This window comes from Vulcanisaeta distributa DSM 14429 (assembly GCF_000148385.1).
GTDB classification, from domain to species: Archaea; Thermoproteota; Thermoprotei; order Thermoproteales; family Thermocladiaceae; genus Vulcanisaeta; species Vulcanisaeta distributa.
In genome coordinates this window covers 922667-943618 of sequence record NC_014537.1, presented here as the reverse complement: position 1 = coordinate 943618, position 20952 = coordinate 922667, and the positions used below count along the sequence as shown (strand labels likewise).

The window sequence follows — 20952 nt, the reverse complement described above, 5'->3', positions numbered from 1 at the left end:
CTGCCAAACCTATACAATTACGTATTTACCTGAAGTACATGGACATACGTTGGATATACATCGACGGTAACGCTGATTGGAGACATGTAATTGCATAGGTAATTACCAGGCCACCATTCAATATTAGCAACACCGGCCGTGGCATTGATTGTCTCATAAAGAGGCGGATAACCGCCTGGTTTTGATGGATCTAATTGCCAAATATCCCCGGGTACTAACTCGTACGTGGTCTCGGTACTTGGGTTCTGGAAATTCCATCTCCACGTATCCTGTCCCTCAGTCCATAGACCGAGATAGTTCCAACCAACTGCGCCTGACGTAATGTATTCAGTAACGGTAACACTAGCTGTATTAGTTCCAATTGAGTAAGATATTGTTTTTTGGCTTGTTGCAGAGCCTGTGGGGGCTGCTTGGAACCATACCCGTCCAGGATATTCCGTTGAATATGCGTTAACGCCTTCACCTGCATAGCATGGTATAAACGATGTCGATGGATCCGGAGGATTAAAAGCAATTACGCCATGCTTAATTAAATTTAAGAAGAAATAATAGTTGTTCGCAGTGGTATAGTAGAAATCAACCCTAAGCTCCTGTTCGCCGGCTAGATTTCCAAACCAATCGTAGTATTGTGTTTGATAAGGCCCTATGTAACCCACATAATTAAAGCCCTGTATATTTACCTGTAATGAATACCCTGATGTCTGGAAGAGGATCTTGGGAGGTAATGCTGTGGTTAATAATGGGAACGGTAGCACTAATGGTGACTTAACCTTACTGAGCGCCTCGTTATATTCCCTCCAAGTCTTTAACACGGTGTACGTTACATTACTCGCTGGTACACCCTCGTATATACTCCAGCCGGTGGGTAACCTAGTAGCGTTTTTGAGCGGTATCATAACTATGCCCAGTGCGGTGACGCTACTTGGTACTTCAGGCTTTAGTTGCTTGTCATGGCCTGTCGGTACACCGACAATTACAGCTGCCTTCTTACTTATGAAATCACCAATCACGTTAAGCAATGTGTTACCGGCATTTGGCCCCACAGCCTCGACCGGAATACCGCTTTCCAGGGCATATATTATCACTGGCTTGTAGTTACTGCCGAACTGATTGAGCCATTCTGTACTCATAACCAGCATGTTGCACTTACTTACTGACTCGTTGGTTATGATATTCATTACCACATATGGCACTCCTAACTTACCGAGATTTGCCGTTAAGTTGCCTATATATGGGCTTGCCCCATAACTAACAATGCATACACTCGGTGTTGGGACCCCCTCAAGGAGCTCCGTTAGGTACGTATATTGTTGATTTAATAACTTATGGTGAGTCATCCCGTGCATTATGAGGGTTACTACCATTGCTGTGAGGATTGCGGCAATTATTATAGCCGTAATCACATAGCCGACCCTAAACATACCCATCATTGCTGAACCTATTGCGGATTTTTTTACTCCGGCTGTTCACTTAAATTGACCGAGTGATAAACTGTGTATTAATATGCTTAATTTAAGTTCGTTCATTGTTGTTTCTTCTTTCCGTACAATTTATACGCCCTTACTATACTGGCCACTTGAAAGACCTTGAAGGCTATTTCGGAATTGTCCTCCCACCAACGCTTTGCGATCTCAATGACCCTCTCAAGCTCCTCAATACTCATTTGATCAGGGTCCTTGGAGAACACGGACTTTATGAACTCGAGCTCCTCCTTACTGATTGGGTTAGCCCTAACCATGTCAACGACCCTACCCACCTCATTAGTCAACACCCTAACCTCGTCCGGGGAGAACAAGCCCTTAAGCCCCATATACTCAATAAGGAGCGAGTTAACATTAACAAGCGCTGACTTAAGACCACTCTCTAAGCTTCTCATTTTATTTTCCAAGCCGTCTATCCTATTCTCCAGATTATTAATTCTATTTTCTAAATTACTAATCCTCCCCTCCAGCTTAATCTCCACCTCCCTAATCCTATTACTCAATCTCTCCTCCAAATCCCTAAACCTCCAATCAATACCCTCAAACCTCCTACCTAACCAATACGTGAGTGCAGCCAGGTAGGCTATTATCGTAATCAATAGGCTAATCACGTAAATAAGCTCATCCACAGAAGTAATTAGCAATCAAGCCATTAATAAATCCTATTTAGGCCCTGTCAAATCCATAACAAGGCTTTTGAACTTGCTGAGGAACCTAATTTCAATGAGTGAGCCGGTGCCGATACATGCTGAGGGAATATTCACAATGGGGGTTGACGGTGGTGTTTGGGAGAGTTTAATCTTTGAGTACCTGGATAAAGATCGTTATTACAAGAACCTGCTTAGGGATAGGGAGGGCTTACTCAATGAGTTGAGGACCATCATGGAGAATATGCAGGGTTTTCTAGATGAGGAGACGATTAAGATTAACGGTGAGGTTGTTAAGGCTAGGGTTATTGATGTAAGCCTCGGCTTCAGGGGTTCCTTCGATAGGCCCTACCTCGAGTTTTACATATACTTCAAGGGTAATTTGAGGCGTGGTGTTAATAGGTATGAGGATTATTATGAGGAGGAGGTTGCTGAGTATGATTATGAGATCGTTTGGCTCTTTCCACCGGGCTTTAAGATCATTGAGTATGAATTCGCCGGAGAGGGTTCCATACTGGGTAGTGGGAATATACTGAGGTTAACGGTTAAGAAGGGCCTTAAAGTTGGCAATTACGAGAGTATAACGTTTGAGGCCCCTTAAAACTTTAATATTTTTAATGCTTTATTAAATATTAACTAATTAATCCTCACCAGGTAAAGGAGGTGGTGCTTGGAAGTAAAATGATGCACCAGTGCATATGCATGCAGCTTGTATGGACTTAGCACCTGGGAATGATGTTGGGTAGTAAACATTGCCGTTAGCGTCCATACCAACCCAAGGCCAGTTACTCAATACAACGGTGAATCCGCAATCATAAAACGCATAACCTGCATCGGTCTGCGTTTGCGCAGCGATAGATCCAACGCCATAATTAGTCCCTGGCGCGTTTGTCGTACATAGTGCATAGCCAAATCCCGGCTGGGCATGACCATCATCTAATATGCTCTCAACGGAAACTCCTAGGTTTATGAAGAACCAGCCAGCGGCCGTAGTATTAGCAGCAAGCTGATTACCAATGTACCATAAGGCCTCATAATATTCAAAATACACCTCCGGATCATCGGCACTGTTTAATCCAGGCAATGGGACGGAGAACTTCTCAACCCCTAATACGCCAACGGGTGTGAAGTTTCCCTCACGTGGGTAAATAATTTCTATCTTCACGCTGGCTATTGGGCGTCTTACAATAGCGTATAACTTATAATTATTCGCATTATTCCATAAGTACACGTATAAGGTATCGTTATGAACCACGATTGATGCATATCGATACCTATAATTGCTGGGTAGTTGGAACGTGACCAACGTATTTTTGAAGAGCTTAACATTAACTACTGGGTAGGGTGGCTTATTTAAGGTAATGAACCCACGTAGTGCACTATTGACAGTGTTCCTAATCATTTCCTGCATCATTGTCTGGTTAATACCTCCATCGCTGAAGTTTGCGACTACGTTAAATACATATGCCGGTGTTAAGGAGTTATATGCCTGCATTGGGTTCATAGTATATGCTGCCAGTATTGTAATCATTACTATAGCGAGCACCGCCGGTATCGTTATAATGCCTATCTTCTTCCATTTTAAGTCCATGCCCATCATTACTAAGTTTCATTGTGGATCTTTTTTACTCCGGCTGTTCACTTAAAATACTCATTACCATTAATCAATAATTGGCCTCTCAGGTATTGTCCACCAACCACCAATCCTCCTAATGATACCCTCATTAACGGCTTTCCTAAATACTTCCCTCAGCTTCTCAAAGGTTCCATCATCGTAAATCACGATACCGTAGTCCAACGCATCGTATAATGCAATAGATCCCTTATTCATTAACCTCTTAATCTCATCGACCGTGTACGGGAAGACCTCGAGGGCTATTCCCAAGTTCCAACAAGTCGTGAATTCGCGAACCCTCTCTAGGAAGCTCTTTTCTGAGTTCAGGATTATAATTAATAAATCAATGTCGCTATTAATCAGCCAATCATCCCTTGCGCGTGAACCGAAGAGTACGGCTGAGTTAATCCTATGGCCGTGTTCAATTAGGCATCGAATGTACCTCCTTAACTCATGAATAACCTCCTCACCCATTCGACCACCTTAGATGCGGACTCAACACAATGCTGAGCTTCCCTCCTTGAATAAACCTCACTGGGTACGCCATTAGCCGCATCTGGATAACGAGCAACTAGGTAATGCGGGTTTAAATCCCTCAGATCATCAAGTACATCATCAATCGCAATACCACCATTCCTCAATTTCTCAGCTAGTTCCAGTAAGTTATGGGTCTTTGGCGGTAACATTCTAAGCCTTACAATTATCAACGCCTTCAATGCCTTCTCAGCAGCTTGATGCGAATGGAATGCCGCGTAGTTCAGGTAGCCTATTTCAAGTAAGTGCCGTGCTAACTCGAGCTCCCTGATAGCCTCCTTGAACCACTGCTCTGCCTCCTCACGCATTTCCTCAATTTTATTTAGTAATAAAGACTTTTTATAACTGTTAGTAAGGACTTATAATGCCAGGTACTTAATCAATTCCTGATTACCACCTATTATGCTTTTCAATTGCTCATAGCTTCTTATTGGTCTTGCCGCAATTATCCTATTTAGTACGTCTCTGCTCATGCTCGGTACGTACTTGAGTAATCGCTTTGGCGCCTCATTAACGTTAACTGGGTATGGCACACCAATCACGGACCTAAAGCCATGCTCCGACACCACAACGTCGATCCACCTCCCAAGCTCTATCTTAGCGGGTATGTAGATCAATAGTGGGTATGAACCAACCTGCCTCGCATACGTCCCATCCCCATAATGAACCTCCGTAAACACCCTCCTCAATACCACACTTTTCGGCACAACCTTCCTAAGCATCTCATGGTCGAAGTACCTCCTAACCCAATACTTAAAGGCTAGGAAGTACCTCCTATGCTCCCTCAGCAGTTGCTTAATGTCGTCGGCCTGGCTCCATAGTGGTGTTGGTGGTAGTACGAGGACCTGCCTGATGTTGACCCTCCTAACCCAAACATCGTTATCCAGCAGTTTCTTGAGGAACTCAATATTCAACCTGAAGGTCTCTCTGGTCTCACCAGGTAAACCAATGACGAAGTTTATACCGGGCAATAACTCGGGCATGCCGTTCCAACCCCTAACCCTCCCCAATTCACTTATCGTCTTAACCGCGAAGTATGCCTCGTCAGGCATCACCTTGAGGTTATTCAACTTAACAACCCTTGGATCGGCAGTCTCGATACCCATTGCCGCAACATCACCTGGCGTGTGGTACTTCATCAGTGTTTTCGTAACCTCCACACTCTCCCTAGGCCAGTGGTATATGGTGCCCGGGTTAACATTATCGATGTGTAGGGTTTCTAACTCTGGCGCCGCATTTCTAATGCCGACGAGTAGGCTCTCAATGGCCTCTGGATTGGGTCTTGGGAAGTCCAGTTTGCCGGTGTCGTGGGCCATATAGGCGTAGAAGTCGGCCTGCCTACCAAGCCTGAAATGCCTAACGCCAAGGCTGTACAATGCCTTAACCTCCTCAACAATCGCCTTAGCATCCCTATATTTAACTGGGCCGTACCTAACGGTGGCGCAGAAGGAACATCCACCACTGATGTACCTTGGGCAGGACTTATATGTCTCAAGCTCGATGATCAGGTTCCTGCCATAATTAGGGTGTTGAGTGACTATGTGGGCGCCAAGCACGGCGAATTTATTAATTAATCCATAGTCAATATGCGTAAGTGCAGGTGAGACCTTTGATGATTGATAATTATTCCTCAGTAACTCGTAGGTGACTAGGTCCACGTCACCCGTGACCACCAGATCATAGTACCTTTGAAACCTACTCCTTGGTATTGCTATTGTACCACCTGCTGAACCATAGCCAAACCTGGCCACTGGGCCTCCGAGGATCTTTATGGGCTTAGTAATTATGTTGGCTATTCTTTCAATCTCCTCAAGCCTTATGGGTTCACCACCGAGGTACTTACCCGGCGTTACGATGCCCGCTATGACAATGAGTACCCTGGCCTCATTGGCAACCCTGACAAAGCTCGCCCAATCACTCCTGACCTGGTCAATCGTGAAGTACTTAACGTCAATTGACTTATCCACACTCCACACGGCACCAGCGACATAGCGTGGATAGACGTCTAAGTAGGGCGGTACACCAAGCCCCGCCGGCTCATCTGTATACCCATCAAGTATTACTACCCTATCCATGCCTCACCAAATAATTGCCTAAGGACCCTTTATACTTTTCATGAAGCCTTCAATGACCTCGATATACTCCGAGTCACTGAATATCTTTGTCTGCTCATTAATGACCTGCCTCATGTAATCATCAAACGTCTTGCTCATGTATTCATAAACCCTCTCAACCTTCTCCCTAAACCTCTCATTACTGATTGGGTAAGCCCTAAGGCCGACCCTACCAAGGGCGCTTCGTACAATCATCCAGTGGGCAATAACTTCCCTGCTATATAGTTTCGACACTTCACCCCAGCTCAGGAACTTATTATGGAGCCAGTAAATCTCCCTAGCGAAGTTCTTGGTTATCACAGTTAGGAACCTATCCTCCCTACTCCTTATGGCTTCCCTGCACGTATTGGCATTGCCTAGGTACTTACGTAGCTCATTGTATAGCTCCTCACGATCACTATACACCGATAGGTTCGTTATCGCCATTACGAATTCCTTATCCCTGAGAAAGGCATCACAATCCTCATTAACGTATAGCCATAATGCCGTCGCTACACTATCGAGGACGCCCCTGAAAAACCTCTCCTCAAGCTCCTTTAAGTCGCCCTCAAACCTATTACCCAAATACTCACCATCCAGCAATGCCTTAAGTCTCTTGAAATCAACTATCCCAGCGAATACTAGCTCGCCATTAATGAAGATGCTTGGCACTGACCTAACGCCCCTCTCCATGGCCGTGTATGGGTCCCTAGACGTATCTATTATCCTAACCCTATCCAGGTAACCCCACTGCTTCAATAACCTAATTAGTGTATGGCATGTGCTACATGTTGGGTGTATGAATATCTCTACATTAGGGGTACTCACGGCATCACGATTAGCAAGCACCTACTTTTAAAACTAATGGCGACTCACATTAAATTTTTCATCCTGTCTCATTAACGCCAAGGGACTTGAGCAGGGCTGTGGCGTTATTACTCAGGTAAATACCATCCTGAACATTAATGGCTTGTAGTGACTGGGTTATGTTTATTGGCGCCGAATACCCACTTATACTCAATGTCGTGAATACGCTCAGCTTTATCAGGAGTGGTACGCCGTCCGGGGTCATACAGACCTCACTTGTTACATTCACGGGGATTGAACCAAGACCAGCCTGAACGGCGCTGGGCATTACATTGCCTAACATTGTCGTGTTTCTTGACATGTAGCAGTAAGCGTTGTAGCCAAGTATTTTTTGTTTGCCAATTAGTGTGAATGATGATGTATTAACTATGGGGAGTGCTAGGTATATTAGATTGAATGTTTGATTCGTGGAGGTGCAACCCGCGTATAATGGCTCTGCTATGCACTGTATCATGGTACCATTACTCAACTGCGTAGTCACTATGTATAGGCTCATTTGTGGAGCGCTCGTTGTGGTGACAACTATGTACCTCTCCGTAAGTCCCCTCTGGCTATACGTGAAGAGATAATCCTCAGTACTTACCTGCCCGGCTATGTTTGAGTAAATGTAATAATTGTAATTAGCCGTGTAAGTATTATTACTTGTGTATGTAAATAATTCATTAAAGGTTGGTCCAGTTGGCTTGTAGAGTATGCGAAGCGCAAAGATAGCGCCTATTACTGCTACGGCTATTACAATCACAGCGGTAATTATTACGTACTTTAAATTCATAATTCATTACCGGCATTGAGGCACAGGCTCTATTAATAAATGTTTACCTACACAGCACTAAAACTAACACTGAACTCAGTAGCACTTGAGTAAGCAAAAACTATTATAACGTTGTATCGTTAATGGCTCAGTGGCCGACTTATTTTATGACATTTACTATAGGCGGTTAATGGAATTGAATAATGATCATAGGCTGGGTAAAGCCAATGCAATGCATGGTACATTAAGCAAAATTATTGATGCCAGCGACGCTAAGGACCTCTGGAAACCCCTCCCAATACTTAGTAAGTCTACTGGCATTAGGGTGACAGCCGTTGATGGTGGTGTAAGGGAGCTTGAGCTTAGGGATGGGAGCGCCATAATCATTGCGAGAGCCATTGCCGTTAATAATACTGGCGAGCAGCCAATAAGGGATGTCATTGTTAATTGGGTACCTGTATTTGCACCATCCATTAAATGGGTGTTGCTGTCATACATAGAGAGTGAGGTCGCATTAAGGACGATAGAGGGGGGTAAGTACGACTTCCTATTGTTAGATGGCAGTTTATACGCCAAGATCACCGCATTAATTCATGAGTTGATATTAACGAAGGGGTTCCTAGACCTTTATTACGTACCCGAGGTCATAAGGGCCCTGGAGAGTCTATATAACGTGCTTGATAGGGCTAGGGAACTTGGCGTTAACGTGGTGTTTGTGGCTAAGGACTCTAAGTTGAAGATCTTTAAGGATTACATACTGTTTAAGGCGCTTAAGGAGATAATACTTAGTGATGCTCCATTCATTAACGTCAGTAAGGAATTGCTGGACATACTTAATAGGGGTATTGATTGGTACAGCATTGTCTGGATTAGGAACTATAGAAGCAAGTTAGTAGAACTAGCCAGGAACTACAATGGGTCGCATAGGGATTTAATAAGGGTTGGCATTAGGACCGCCCTTAGCCAGTCAATATCCGATGTAATGCTCCTGGAGGAATTGGCTAGGATGCAGGGTATTAGGGTTGGTATGACTAGGAAGTTATTGATTGGGGCCATGGATGCATACCTAAACCATAAATCATTGACCCAGTTAGATAATCTCTTGAGGTTTATTAAGGATAGAATTGAGGATAGCGAGGGCTTAAGGAGCGTTGACGATTATGGAAGCTTAGATCCGCGTGAGGAATTGAATAAGGTTAGAAAAGTATTGGCGAATTTCCCAAGGATAGTAATGATGTATGTTAAGTTCCACGAAAGCGATACACCACTCGCAGTCGAGATCCCGTATTATGATTGGCCAATGTTTAACCAGGGGGTTCCCTGGAAGTTATTTTATGATAAAATTGACGTTAATAATCATGTAAATTTACTAATGAGCATGTATAGGGACCCAATACATTATAATAAATTGCTTTGGCTTGCCCATGAGTATGCGAATTTTGGTGAGGATCAATTCCTCGAGTATGCGATGGCTGCGGTAAATAAATTGAAGATTCAAACGAAAAGGAGGTTTGGCATGGCATTTAACATTGATTTAAATCCACAGGTTGAGGATGCCCAGGGCTAACCTCATACGTTAGCTTAGAAATGTATTAGGTACCTAACAATACCCCTATAACCGGCGAGCCTCACTATATCCACTTCCACATAGCTCACGTACTTGAATGCTATTATTTTGAGGAAGTTCTTAATGCCATTTACATGAATGTAGGCTGAGTATACCACGTTACCCTTACCCTCCATTGACGTACCATCAACCTCATTGTTAAGTAGATCCGGTAACTCAAGCTCGTTGTACTGCCATGGCTCCGCATCCAACCTTATTGCGTATAATTTCTCGATTGTTTTCCTCCCAAGCTTTAACTCATTTATTTTATTTATGAGGACCTTCTCATCAACATTAAGGGGTAGGGTTAAGTACGTTATCTCCTCATTAACAAAGAACTTATGTGGAGGCACCTTAAATGAATTGATCTCCACACCATCAACAGTCTCCTTAACCTTAACTGACTGCCTCAGGTATTCAGGAATTGAAGATGACATCGCCTCCAAGAGGAAGGGCTAGATAGGTAGGTTAAAAAGTTATCTTTATTAGGACCCCTCCATGAATAAGGGCCTTATTAACGTGACCTCAACCTCATCACCCTCATCAAAACCTTCCCTATTTTCTGGAACAACCAGGATACCATTACCCCTCACCAAAGTACTGAGTATGCCACTACCCGTTAATGCCAACGGCTCAACATACACCCTACCATCCCTACCCAAATAGGCCCTGACCCTGACGAAAGACTTGGTATTAACTGGAGTTGAAACCCTCCTAGTTAAGACCCCCTTAATCACTGGTTTAGGATCATCAATAGCGCCCATCATGTGCAGTAAAATAGGTCTTACCAATACATCAAACCCCGTCGCCGCAGCCACAGGGAAACCGCTAAGCATGAAGACGGGCTTACCATTAACCACCGCTATACTATTTGGTCTTCCAGGCCTAATTGAAAGTCCATGGTTCAAATACTCAGGGTTTAACCTTGACACAGCCCTTATGGTGTAATCGACCTTACCTACGGACACACCGCCTGTCGTAATTACTGCATCGTAATCCTTAAGGGCATTACTCACGGTCTTCGCAATCTCATCTTCATTATCACCCACGATACCCAGGTAATTCGGTTCGCAACCAAGGGATTTAAGTAATCCCTCAATTACGAACCTTGAACTATTGATTACCTTACCAGGTGGTGGTCCATTACTCGATACGTCCGTCACCTCCACAAGTTCATTACCAGTACTTATTATTGCGACCCTCGGTGAAAACACCTTAATCCTGTAAATACCCATCGAGGCCAACACGCCCAAGTCCCAGGGAAGTATCTTCATCCCCCTCCTATACATGACCTCATTGGCCCTTACATCCTCACCCCTCCTTGATACATTGCCCATGGGTGGTACGGGCCTTAATACCTCGATATAGTCACCAGACCTGCGTGTGTCCTCATACATAACCACGGCGTCGGCATTAACGGGTAGTGGGGCGCCCGTACTTATTTCAATGGCTTCACCCGGATTTAGTGAGTACTTACCTGGGTCGTCGCCAACGGCCATGAACCCCACGACCCTAAGTGTTATTGGGTTTGTTGGTGAGGCACCAAACGTGTCTATACTCCTCACAGCATATCCATCAACTGCGGATCTATTGAACCCAGGTACGTCGAACCTAGCCATTACATCCTCAGCAATGTACTTATTGAGCGCCTCACTTATTGTTACCTCGATTATCCTAGGTACGTGCTTAATGTACTTAATAGCCTCACTGAGTACTTGATCGACGGTCTTTGTTTCCTTAAATCCCATGCTAAAGCCCTAGTGTTGTTATCCATTTTAACTTTAATCAGGTTATTAAAATGGCTTAAAAATAAGGGCAATGTAATAACTACGTGAGCTCCGCATACTTAAGAGTGCCGCCTAGGATTAAGGTTCTTGAGGCCCTTGGAGCCCTTGCTGATGGTAGGGTTGAGGTAATTAACGATAAGGAGGCCTTGGTTAAGTCCTCAGATGGTACGAGGACGTATAAGGTCTACGTGGATGTTTCCAGGAGGGAGGTTGATAGTACGGATAATGGGACCGTGCATAGGGGCTATGTTGGTTATCCAATAATTTCATTCTTAATGGTTAAGAAATTGCTGCCAATTAACGAGAGGTTAATGCAGTCATTGAAGGGTATACCCTGGAGGAGGTTGAATGAGGAGTATAAGAGTTATGCTAAGGTTATGGAGGTGATAATTAAGGATAGAGGATTGAATGAGGATGAGGTAAATAAGTACATTGACCAGGTACTATCCATGCTAAGGCGTATGAGCTTAAAACGAGCCCAGAAGTACAATGAGGTTGTTGAGGAGTGAGCGTGATGAATTACGTATTTACCACATTGGTGTTGGGGCCGTAGGCCCTGAATGGGCATTTATCATTAAACTCACACACTGCGCACTTGCCAACTGATGGTATTGCCCTAGGCTCCCTACGCATTAACCAGTAATCCAAAGCCCACCTTAGATGCGCTTCTATTGATTTATCAAACTCATTGATGTATATCGTGAAATCCCTAAACCTAATCCTGGCAGGTAACTCCACAGCACTCGTTAAGTACTTAATTGCTGTGGAGAATATGCTCCGGCGTAACCTCTCCGTAATACTTACATCACGCTTCACCTTTACCACCATGACATAGGGATCAGCGCCCAGGCCCAGCTTGTTAATTAAGTACGCATATAATTGCGCCTGCACATACTCGTTGTCGAATAATCTATCCAACCACCTATTACTTGTCTTTAGCTCGATGACTGCCTTGGCAACACCCTTCATAAATACTACGGCATCAGGTATACCAATTATGTTAATCCCATTTATATTAATCATTAATGGTAATGTGGCAACCACAAGCTCATTACTCCTAACGGCATTCATGAACTCCTCCTCATTAACACTCCGTCCCTTAAACACCTCGTCATGAATTATTATACCCATCTCCATGGCTGGCGTTTGGATCCTGCCCTCAATTATTGATAAATGCAACTTGTACTCGCAGTACAGTTGTTGGGCTATTTCAGAGACTGTTACATAATCCCTATTAAATCTAATTATTGGATTGCTTATCAAGGCAGCGTTAATTGATTACTCGGTCATTAATAAGAATAATGCACACTATACTGTTTAATTAAGGTGCACCTAATCCTTAACGGCAATAACGGATATCTCCACCAAGGCGCCACCGGGTAGGTTGCTTACCTCAACAGTAATGCGTGCAGGTGGATTCTCCCTAAAGTACCTCGAATAAACCTCATTAAACTCCGAGAATTTGCTCAAGTCCTTAAGCGCCACGAATACCCAAGCCACATTACTTAATGAATAACCAGCGGCCTCAAGGATTGCCTTAATATTCTCAAGAACCCTCTCAGTCTGCTCCTTAATCCCACCCTTAACCAACTGCCCTGTGGATGGGTCAATGGGTATTTGACCACTGACGAATAGGAAATTACCGACATTCACAGCCTGTGAGTATGGGCCTATTGGTTTAGGAGCCTTTTCAGTGAATACCGTTGTCCTCGGCATTACTAAGGAGTAAAGCCACGTACTTTAAAGCATTACGGCTTCTCAATACTGAAGTTAAAGCCAAGCTCCCTAAGCCTGCTAATGACCTTCTTCGCCGCGTCCTCCTCAGGTGGTAATTCCACGATGAATGATACCTCGGCATAGCCAGGCGTTATTGTTGGGTCAAACCTCTCATGGAAAACATCGAGTATATTAACCCCCAACTCACCCAGTATTGAGGTAACCCTGCCAAGCATGCCCGGCCTATCCGGTAATAAGCCACTTATCTTTACAATCCTACCCTCAAGGGCCAATGCCTTACTAATCACCCTGAACAACATATTCATATCAATATTACCACCACTAACAATGGCAACCACATTACCACTAACCTTAACCTTATCACTAATTAAGGCGGCGACGCTAGCAGCGCCCGCGCCCTCGGCTATGACCTTCACACTCTCGGCTATCGTGAGTATGGCCTTGGCAATCTCCAGGTCATTGACGAGTACAATATCATCAAGCAACTCACTCATTAATTTGAAGGTTAAGTCACCAATCCTCTTAACGGCAATGCCATCCGCAATCGTGTCGACCTTCTCAATGGTAACTATCCTACCACTCTTAAGGCTTAGATAAGCGCCTGGTGCACCCTCACTTTGGACCCCAATTACCTTAACCCTGGGATTAACGGTCTTAATTACGGATGCAATACCCGAAATCAAACCGCCACCACCCACAGGCACTATTACGTAGTCAACGTTGTTAAGGTCCTCGAGAATCTCAAAGCCTATGGTTCCCTGACCGGCTATGACGTCTGGATCATTATAGGCATGTACATAATAGGCCCCCAACTCCTTCGCTAACTTCACGGCATAATCCTCAGCCTCACTATAGGATTCACCATGAAGTATTACGTCGGCGCCATACCTCTTGGTCCTTGCTATCTTAATCCATGGGGTATACTGTGGCATAACCACGGTTGCCTTAATACCAACGAGACTAGCTGAGTACGCAACACCCTGTGCATGGTTCCCCGCGGATGCAGTAACCACGTGCTTGACACCGAGTTTATTAACGATATTATTAATTGCAAAGTACGCACCCCTAACCTTAAACGAACCAGTTTTTTGAAGGGCCTCAAGCTTCAACCAAACATTTGCACCAGCAATATTGCTTAACGTCTCAGACCTTATTAATGGTGTCCTATGCACAAGACCTCTCGCCTGCGCCTCCTTAATTACCTTCAGCGCCTCAAGGGATCTCTCGTATATTTCACGCGGCGTTGTCATACTCACCAATACGTTGATCATCTATATTAACCTTACCTCCCCAGCCTGAACCCTTAAATGACCCAAAGTACAGCCCTAATTAATGGTTAAGTTAAGTAATGAGGCGTTAAGGAGGGTTGTATTCACGAACCTAGGTATTGCTGATCCTGACATAATCATTGGACCTAGGGTTGGTGAGGATGCGGCAGTGGTTAGAGTTGGAGATAAGTATTTAGTGATGCATACGGATCCAATAACGGGTGCTGTTGAGGGTGTTGGTTGGTTCGCAATAAATATTGTGGCTAATGATATTGCAGTTAGGGGTGTAAAACCAAGGTGGTTCTTACTAACCTTATTATTACCACGCAACGTTGGTGAAGATGGTATTAGAGTGATTATGAGCGATGTGAACAGGGCGCTCATTGAATTAGGAGGCTCATTGGTGGGTGGCCATACGGAATATACGCCTGGTATTGATAGGGTTATTGCATCAACCACAGCCATAGGCATTGGCAATCGCTATGTAACAACCTCAGGGGCTAAACCAGGCGATTTAGTCCTCATTACTAAGTACGTGGCCTTAGAAGGAACGGCAGTACTGGCTAATGATTTTGGGGAAGAATTAATGGGTAAAGGGGTCTCTAAGGAGATTATTAATAGGGCGAGGGCATTTCTCAGGGAAATAAGTGTTGTTAAAGAGGCACTTGAGATTGCCGACATTGCCAACTCAATGCATGACCCAACGGAGGGTGGCTTACTTCAGGGTTTACTTGAAGTTGCCGAGGCCAGTAATGTACGGTTAAGAATTAATATAGATAAGATACCAATCCTGCCGGAAACGAGGCTCATATTTAATGCATTGGGCATCGACCCACTTAAATCCTTAAGCTCAGGCACGCTAATAGCCACAGTTCCAAGGAATCAAGTGGAGGTCGCAATGAATAGGTTAGAGAAGCTAGGTATTAATTACTCAGTGATTGGCGAGGTCGTGAATGGTGAACCAGGTATTGAATTAATTAGTAACGGTAGGGTGCTGGAGGAGGTTCATGGTTTTATTGAGGATGAGGTCATGAGATTGTGGCATTTAAAGTACGGTGAATAATGCATTGCTGTTAGATTTCATATTTAAATATATGTTGTAATGAGACAATTACCTATATGGAGTCCTTGGCACCCCCGAATTGGGATGTTGCGATAAGTAGGGCTAAGGCATCAAATATACCCGCTGTTTTCGAGATTCTGAAAAGACATACATACCTACCGGACCTGGCTAAGGAGCTTAGGAAGGCTAAGGAGGAGGTAATTAGGAACTTTGATTATTACATAGATTTGACGAGGAAGTCCATCGAGAGGATAGGCGGCAAATTCTACTTAGCCGAAACTCCCGATGAGGCTAGGGAAATTGTGGGTAAGATCGTGGGTAATGGTAAGGTCATAGTCATGAGTAAGAATAACGTCGCCACGGAAACGGGGCTTAGACCCTACCTGGAGAAGCTAGGTAATGAGGTTTGGGAAACGGACCTTGGGGAGTTCCTAGTGCAAATAGCGAATGAAGAGCCAAGCCACATACTTGCACCTGCACTGCACATGACTAAGGAGAGGATCTCCCAGGTAATGAAGGAGAGGCTTGGCATTGACGTTCCACCAGACCCAGTCGCCATTGCGCAAAGGGCTAGGGAATTCCTCAGGGAGAAGTTCCTTAAGGCAAATGTGGGTATTACGGGTGCAAACGCGATTGCTGCGGACACGGGCGCAGTTCTGCTCGTTGAGAATGAGGGCAATATAAGGATGACCAGTGTATTACCCCCAGTGCACATTGTTTATGATGGCATTGAGAAGATCGTACCGACGCTATACCACGCAATGATTGAGACGCTGGTACAGGCGGCATATGCAGGGCTTTACCCACCAACATACGTGAACCTAACCGCTGGTCCGAGTAGCACTGCCGATGTTGAGATGTACAGGGTATCACCTGCCCAGGGGCCTAAGGAGTTTTACATGATCCTTGTGGATAATGGGAGGAGAAAAGCCGCGAAGGATCCAGTGCTTTGGGAAATATTACTCTGCGTAAGGTGTGGCAGGTGCAGCATGCACTGCCCAACCTACTGGGCTGCGGGACCAAGGTTTGGCAAACCACCGTACACAGGGCCTATGGGTATTCCATGGACGGCAGTGACTAGGGGCATAATGGAGGCAGGACCCGCCGCAATGCTCTGCACCCACTCTGGTAATTGTAGAGAAGTATGCCCAATGGGTATTGACCTACCCAAGTTAATACTCCATGTTAAGAATGAGTATCTAAAGCAGGTAATGAAGAAATAATTGTTTTAGTTCTTTCAACTTTAAAGTAACGCAATTATTATTAATATTACCAGTACTGCCACGGCCAGCGTAACCAGAATCATCTCAAGGTAAGTCCTTAAGTAGCCTCTCTGTATCGTCCTTATGTACCTCGACAGTGCCATCGTGGCATCTGGTATGATGAAGTTAAAGAATATGTCAATACCCTTATATATGTAGAACGCGATTACCGTCAATATGTATCCAAAGCCCGCCAAAACCACATCCATGAACGCCTGCAGGTAATACCTCCTCTCAAAGATCCTTGTTATTAACCCTAGATTACCAACCCTAGGCTTTATCAGCGCAATTACGAATATGACCCACAAAACAATGCCTATGGCAATAACCACGGGATCTATACCTGCCTCAACGAATATGTGAGGCGTTAATACAAAGGGTATTGCCAGGGCTGCCAACGCCGCAGTACCTGTTATTGTATAGGCAGCAACCATTAATGGATATTTACCATGCTCCTCATGGACATGCGGCGCCTCACCTTTAATGAAGTTTAGGGAGGTGAATCTGGCGAGGAAGGCCACGTAGGCCAGGCTTGCCAGTAACATTAGTATGTATGCGCCGTATCCAACCACGGATATTGTCTCCGTAGCCACCTCATCCATTGCTGCGTGTATCCAGTAGCCAGCCAGCGGTGGTACACCGCCGAGGGATATGGCTGCCGCCAACGTGGCGTAGAATGCAAGCTTCATCCTCTTACTGAGTTCTAGGTTACCCATGTTAAACCTAGTGTGCGTAACATGGATCAGGTGCCCGCTCACTAGGAATAACGTTGCCTTTGACAGTGCGTGGATTATTAAGTACGAGAACGCAACCAATACCGCCAGCGGCACAATATACCCACCCACATGAACCACCTGGGGTATGAATGGCGTTAATGCAGTCACACCCATCATGAAGCCTAAGGAGGACATTGTGGATCCCGCCAGGATGACCTTCCTCTCATCAATCATCATTGCGAACAACGCACCAAGTAAGGCCGTTAGGAGTCCTATGTATACCGTGACTAGGTACATAATCTCAACGCCTGGGTAAGTAATGACGCCAGCTGCGTGGAGGGACTCTGTTAATCTCATGAATATGTAAACGCCTGCGGCGACCATCGTTGCCGAGTGAAGTAGTGCTGAGACTGATGTGGGGCCTGTCATTGCCGTGAGCAACCAATCATTAAATGGAACCTGGGCACTCTTGGTGTAAGGGCCGAGCATGAACGCCAGTAGTAGGGCTATGGTACCACCAACACCCAGTGTTGAGATTACGTTCGACCAATTTATGGCTGGGACTCCATTTACTGGAGTCAGTACTAGGGAGCCGCCCAGTATGCCTATTGAGGCTATTGCGCCTAGCATTGGCATGTCGCCAAATCTTATCGTGGCTATTGCCCTATAGGCTGCGTACGATGGCGTTGTCCAGGCTGGTTTATCGAGTACTAATTTATCACCAACCCTCCCAACGTAGGATAACTCATCATCATCCTTATACCAATGCCCTATCAATGCCCACGAACTGAAGCCAAGCCCCTCCCAACCGATGAACATGAACAATAAATCATTCGCATACACTGTGAGCAACATGGACGCCGTGAAGAGGTTGAAGAAAAACCAGAACCAACCGAGCCTGTAGTCATTGGCTAGGTAGTCAAGGCTATAGGCCCCGATTATGAAGGCAAGCCAGGCCGTTAGTAGGCCCATGTTTCGACTGAGGAAATCCACTATGAATGACACGTATATAGTGATGCTACCGCTTGATGATGGTAGGATCATCCACGGTATGTTATAGGCTATGTTTTCCCATGGGAATGCAACCTCTATGTACGTGGCCGTTATTGCGGAAATGCCGAGACCAATAACTGCCAGGTAAGCCAGTGGTCTTGCCTTTCTTGGGTCCTGATTGAATAACCAGTAGATGGCTATTGGTGATGCGAGTACTATGGGTGATAGTAGCATTAATCCCATTAGTTCACCGAGTAGGCTTGAGAGCATGCCCATCACCCCATTATTGTGCTAATACCCATTAGTATTGAGTGCACAAGGTATGTGGATGCCGGTGGGAATAAAAGTATTATTGCGGCTAGGCCAAGCATATATAATGGCACCACGAGCTTAGGGTCAACATTAACCTTGTGGTAATTACCCCTGGGCTGCCCATAAAACACCTGCTTTAGTGTCCAGAAGCCGTAGTACCCCGTTAATATGAATACCACGGCTAGCCCAACGGCCAAGCCTATAAATACCCAAAGCCCATATGATGGCAGTACGACATTCACGAGGCCAAGGAATAGGTAAAACTCGGCAAGTAATGATAGGGTCAGTACTCCTGAGAGAGCCATCCAGCCGAGCACGGCAGCCGCGCCGACAGACGGCATGTAGGTCTGTAGGCCACCCATTCTTCTTATGTCAAACTCCTCGTAGTAAACAATTATGGAGGCCGCGGTCATGAATAGGACAGTCTTACCGAATAGGTGCGATATGTAGTGCATGGTTAGTCCAAGTATTCCGTATGAGCCCAGCGTCAGCCCTATTAATAGGTATGTGGAGTTGGCCGCCGTCGAGTACGCTAACAACCACTTATAGTGATACTGATGCCTAATTACACCGAGGCTTATAATGATGCCGCCAATTATTGCGTATATGAGTATTGGCAACCTAAATTCATTAATGAAGTATGGAGAGATTAAGTATAGCCTGGCCAGCACATAAGCCATTAGGCCAACAAGGCCTGATATCAAGGCTGCCACTGGGGTTGGGTGAGAACCGTGGACCCAGGGTATCCACACGTGTGGGCCAAAGCTTGGTAGCTTTATTAATAGTCCAATGAACATCAATGCCCACGCTATGAGGGATATATTCTTCACTGCGGCGAGGTCCATGGTATTGTTCTCCAGAGCCACCATTACCGCGCCTATTAGGAATAATGTGCTTGCCAGCATTCCGTATACGAAGTACAGGAGGGCTATCCAACGCCTTGTTTTACCCTGGGTGTCATAACCGTAGTAATAAATCAATATTACGGGCGTTATCAACGAAATCTCAAGGGCAATGTAGATTAGCAATAGATTATATGCATATATTAGCAATTCCATACTCGCAGCACATAATGTGAAGAGTAGGTAATACACGTCGAATTGCTCGGGTAGCTCAAGTACGTGGAACCTATGCTTCATGTACGGGTAGGAGGCAATCTCCAGTGTTATTCCAACGAGCGCTATTGCCAGTCCAAAGGCATTGCTTAGGCCGTCACTTATCAGGTACATTGTACCTATTGGTCTTGGTAAAGGACTACCAAGGGGTACCAGGTAGAATGCACCAAGTGCCAATAGGTAGGATGCGTATATGAACAGTGGTATGAATGAAACCGACGTGAGGACCATGGCAGCCCTACTGTATCTCCTGCCTATTATTCCAGCTATTATCGAGGCTATGAAGGGTAGTGCAAGCGAAGTTATTAGTATGGGGTCACTATGTACGGGTAAGCTCATGGCACCTCACCCATTTACTATTATCTTTGTAATTATCCCATCCTTTTCACATAATCGTATTAAATAATACCTTTGTAATTCGGCGCTATTCATAAGCATACGTGCCTTAGGGAGAGACCATATTTTTAAGTACTACCTTCATTAATTATTACCCTGAGGACTAAAAATAAAGATGCCCCATAAGTAATTATTCGCCAATGCAGGTATTTAGGCCATACATTGATCACCAGAGGTCAGCCAGATTTCTTGATGATTTAAGGCTTGGTAAGCAGAGAGTTGAGACTAAGCAGGTTATACTTGCAATACTTAGGAAACTCAATGTACTCAAAGATGGCAAAATTGGGTGGCTCAATCATCCAATAGTCGTTATGTACTTTAATAATGGACGCCCATATTTAGATGACCTCATTAGGTATTTCTACTCCGTTGTTGATGAGTGGGAACGTAGGGGGTTTGTGAATAAAATATCATTAGATGATGTTGAGCCATTGATTAGGAATGTGGATTATATCGCTGGGACCCCTGTGACTGAGGTTATGGCTAGGGAGTACCGCAGAGTACTATTGCTGAAGGACCCCTGCTATTACATAAATAAGCTGAGTGCTGATGAGCTACTTGAGTTATTGAATACGGAGCCCGTGTACTTTAAGGGTATCAATGCGTGGATTAAGGATGTCTATGATTCATACGTAGAATTCATGGGCATGATAAGGAAGGGTCAAGTGCCTTGTAGGTCGATATTTCCAAGGAGGTGATTCATCCTTCT

21 protein-coding genes are annotated in these 20952 nt (G+C 44.9%); 6 read left to right on the top strand and 15 right to left on the bottom strand.

Features of this window, described 5'->3' with window-relative positions; translation table 11 throughout:
- Positions 1 to 17 precede the first annotated feature (17 nt).
- Both VDIS_RS04860 and VDIS_RS13020 read right to left on the bottom strand, forming a co-directional pair.
- Positions 18 to 1427 carry a hypothetical protein gene (locus VDIS_RS04860; RefSeq protein WP_013336101.1) on the bottom strand — a complete coding sequence of 470 codons (1410 nt, stop codon included), beginning with the start codon at positions 1425 to 1427 and terminating at the stop codon, positions 18 to 20.
- 95 nt (positions 1428 to 1522) lie between these two features.
- Complete coding sequence (locus VDIS_RS13020; RefSeq protein ID WP_013336100.1) at positions 1523 to 2110, bottom strand: hypothetical protein; 588 nt, start codon at positions 2108 to 2110, stop codon at positions 1523 to 1525.
- Between the two features lie 94 nt (positions 2111 to 2204).
- On the opposite strand from VDIS_RS13020, the gene VDIS_RS04850 reads away from it, so the two are divergent.
- Complete coding sequence (locus VDIS_RS04850) at positions 2205 to 2729, top strand: hypothetical protein (protein WP_013336099.1); 525 nt, start codon at positions 2205 to 2207, stop codon at positions 2727 to 2729.
- A gap of 39 nt (positions 2730 to 2768) precedes the next feature.
- On the opposite strand, the gene VDIS_RS04845 is transcribed toward VDIS_RS04850, so the two are convergent.
- From VDIS_RS04845 to VDIS_RS04820, 6 genes are all read right to left on the bottom strand, one after another.
- The gene (locus VDIS_RS04845) at positions 2769 to 3719 is read right to left on the bottom strand and encodes a hypothetical protein (protein WP_148678227.1); all 951 of its coding nucleotides are present in this window, start codon (positions 3717 to 3719) and stop codon (positions 2769 to 2771) included.
- 69 nt (positions 3720 to 3788) lie between these two features.
- Complete coding sequence (locus VDIS_RS12625) at positions 3789 to 4217, bottom strand: nucleotidyltransferase domain-containing protein (RefSeq protein ID WP_013336097.1); 429 nt, start codon at positions 4215 to 4217, stop codon at positions 3789 to 3791.
- Positions 4190 to 4585 carry a HEPN domain-containing protein gene (locus VDIS_RS04835; RefSeq protein WP_013336096.1) on the bottom strand — a complete coding sequence of 132 codons (396 nt, stop codon included), beginning with the start codon at positions 4583 to 4585 and terminating at the stop codon, positions 4190 to 4192. The genes VDIS_RS12625 and VDIS_RS04835 overlap by 28 nt, the downstream gene beginning before the upstream one ends.
- Before the next feature lie 51 nt (positions 4586 to 4636).
- A complete protein-coding gene (locus VDIS_RS04830; protein WP_013336095.1) occupies positions 4637 to 6352 on the bottom strand; it encodes a radical SAM protein in 1716 nt (571 codons plus the stop codon).
- 18 nt (positions 6353 to 6370) lie between these two features.
- Entirely contained in the window at positions 6371 to 7198 is an 828-nt protein-coding gene (locus VDIS_RS04825) for a thioredoxin family protein (protein WP_148678226.1), read from the bottom strand.
- Positions 7199 to 7256: 58 nt separating this feature from the next.
- Entirely contained in the window at positions 7257 to 8009 is a 753-nt protein-coding gene (locus VDIS_RS04820) for a hypothetical protein (RefSeq protein WP_013336093.1), read from the bottom strand.
- Between the two features lie 130 nt (positions 8010 to 8139).
- Here VDIS_RS04820 and VDIS_RS04815 point away from each other — a divergent pair, with 130 nt between their 5' ends.
- Positions 8140 to 9555 (top strand): DNA double-strand break repair nuclease NurA, encoded by a 1416-nt coding sequence (locus tag VDIS_RS04815; protein ID WP_013336092.1) that lies wholly within the window; start codon positions 8140 to 8142, stop codon positions 9553 to 9555.
- 14 nt (positions 9556 to 9569) lie between these two features.
- Here the strand turns inward: VDIS_RS04815 and VDIS_RS04810 are convergent, their stop codons facing one another.
- Entirely contained in the window at positions 9570 to 10031 is a 462-nt protein-coding gene (locus tag VDIS_RS04810; RefSeq protein ID WP_013336091.1) for a hypothetical protein, read from the bottom strand.
- Positions 10032 to 10079: 48 nt separating this feature from the next.
- Positions 10080 to 11342, bottom strand: coding sequence for a molybdopterin molybdotransferase MoeA (locus VDIS_RS04805; protein ID WP_013336090.1), 1263 nt, complete (start codon positions 11340 to 11342; stop codon positions 10080 to 10082).
- Between the two features lie 83 nt (positions 11343 to 11425).
- Here VDIS_RS04805 and VDIS_RS04800 point away from each other — a divergent pair, with 83 nt between their 5' ends.
- Positions 11426 to 11890 (top strand): hypothetical protein, encoded by a 465-nt coding sequence (locus tag VDIS_RS04800; protein ID WP_013336089.1) that lies wholly within the window; start codon positions 11426 to 11428, stop codon positions 11888 to 11890.
- Between the two features lie 10 nt (positions 11891 to 11900).
- On the opposite strand, the gene VDIS_RS04795 is transcribed toward VDIS_RS04800, so the two are convergent.
- From VDIS_RS04795 to ilvA, 3 genes are all read right to left on the bottom strand, one after another.
- The gene (locus tag VDIS_RS04795) at positions 11901 to 12644 is read right to left on the bottom strand and encodes a PD-(D/E)XK nuclease family protein (RefSeq protein WP_013336088.1); all 744 of its coding nucleotides are present in this window, start codon (positions 12642 to 12644) and stop codon (positions 11901 to 11903) included.
- A 69-nt stretch (positions 12645 to 12713) separates the two neighbouring features.
- Positions 12714 to 13097, bottom strand: a complete 384-nt coding sequence (locus tag VDIS_RS04790) for a RidA family protein (protein ID WP_013336087.1) — start codon at positions 13095 to 13097, stop codon at positions 12714 to 12716.
- Between the two features lie 32 nt (positions 13098 to 13129).
- On the bottom strand, positions 13130 to 14368 hold the full coding sequence (gene ilvA, locus VDIS_RS04785; RefSeq protein WP_013336086.1) for a threonine ammonia-lyase: 1239 nt from the start codon (positions 14366 to 14368) through the stop codon (positions 13130 to 13132).
- An 82-nt stretch (positions 14369 to 14450) separates the two neighbouring features.
- Between ilvA and VDIS_RS04780 the strand changes: the two genes are divergently transcribed.
- Together VDIS_RS04780 and VDIS_RS04775 are read left to right on the top strand one after the other, a co-directional pair.
- Positions 14451 to 15449 (top strand): AIR synthase family protein, encoded by a 999-nt coding sequence (locus VDIS_RS04780; RefSeq protein WP_013336085.1) that lies wholly within the window; start codon positions 14451 to 14453, stop codon positions 15447 to 15449.
- Positions 15450 to 15505: 56 nt separating this feature from the next.
- Positions 15506 to 16672, top strand: coding sequence for an LUD domain-containing protein (locus tag VDIS_RS04775; RefSeq protein WP_013336084.1), 1167 nt, complete (start codon positions 15506 to 15508; stop codon positions 16670 to 16672).
- 20 nt (positions 16673 to 16692) lie between these two features.
- Here the strand turns inward: VDIS_RS04775 and VDIS_RS04770 are convergent, their stop codons facing one another.
- Positions 16693 to 18690, bottom strand: coding sequence for an NADH-quinone oxidoreductase subunit 5 family protein (locus VDIS_RS04770; RefSeq protein WP_052885890.1), 1998 nt, complete (start codon positions 18688 to 18690; stop codon positions 16693 to 16695).
- A gap of 5 nt (positions 18691 to 18695) precedes the next feature.
- On the bottom strand, positions 18696 to 20186 hold the full coding sequence (locus tag VDIS_RS04765) for a Na+/H+ antiporter subunit D (protein WP_013336082.1): 1491 nt from the start codon (positions 20184 to 20186) through the stop codon (positions 18696 to 18698).
- A 197-nt stretch (positions 20187 to 20383) separates the two neighbouring features.
- Here VDIS_RS04765 and VDIS_RS04760 point away from each other — a divergent pair, with 197 nt between their 5' ends.
- Positions 20384 to 20941 (top strand): pyrimidine dimer DNA glycosylase/endonuclease V, encoded by a 558-nt coding sequence (locus VDIS_RS04760; RefSeq protein WP_013336081.1) that lies wholly within the window; start codon positions 20384 to 20386, stop codon positions 20939 to 20941.
- The last annotated feature ends 11 nt before the right edge of the window (positions 20942 to 20952 follow it).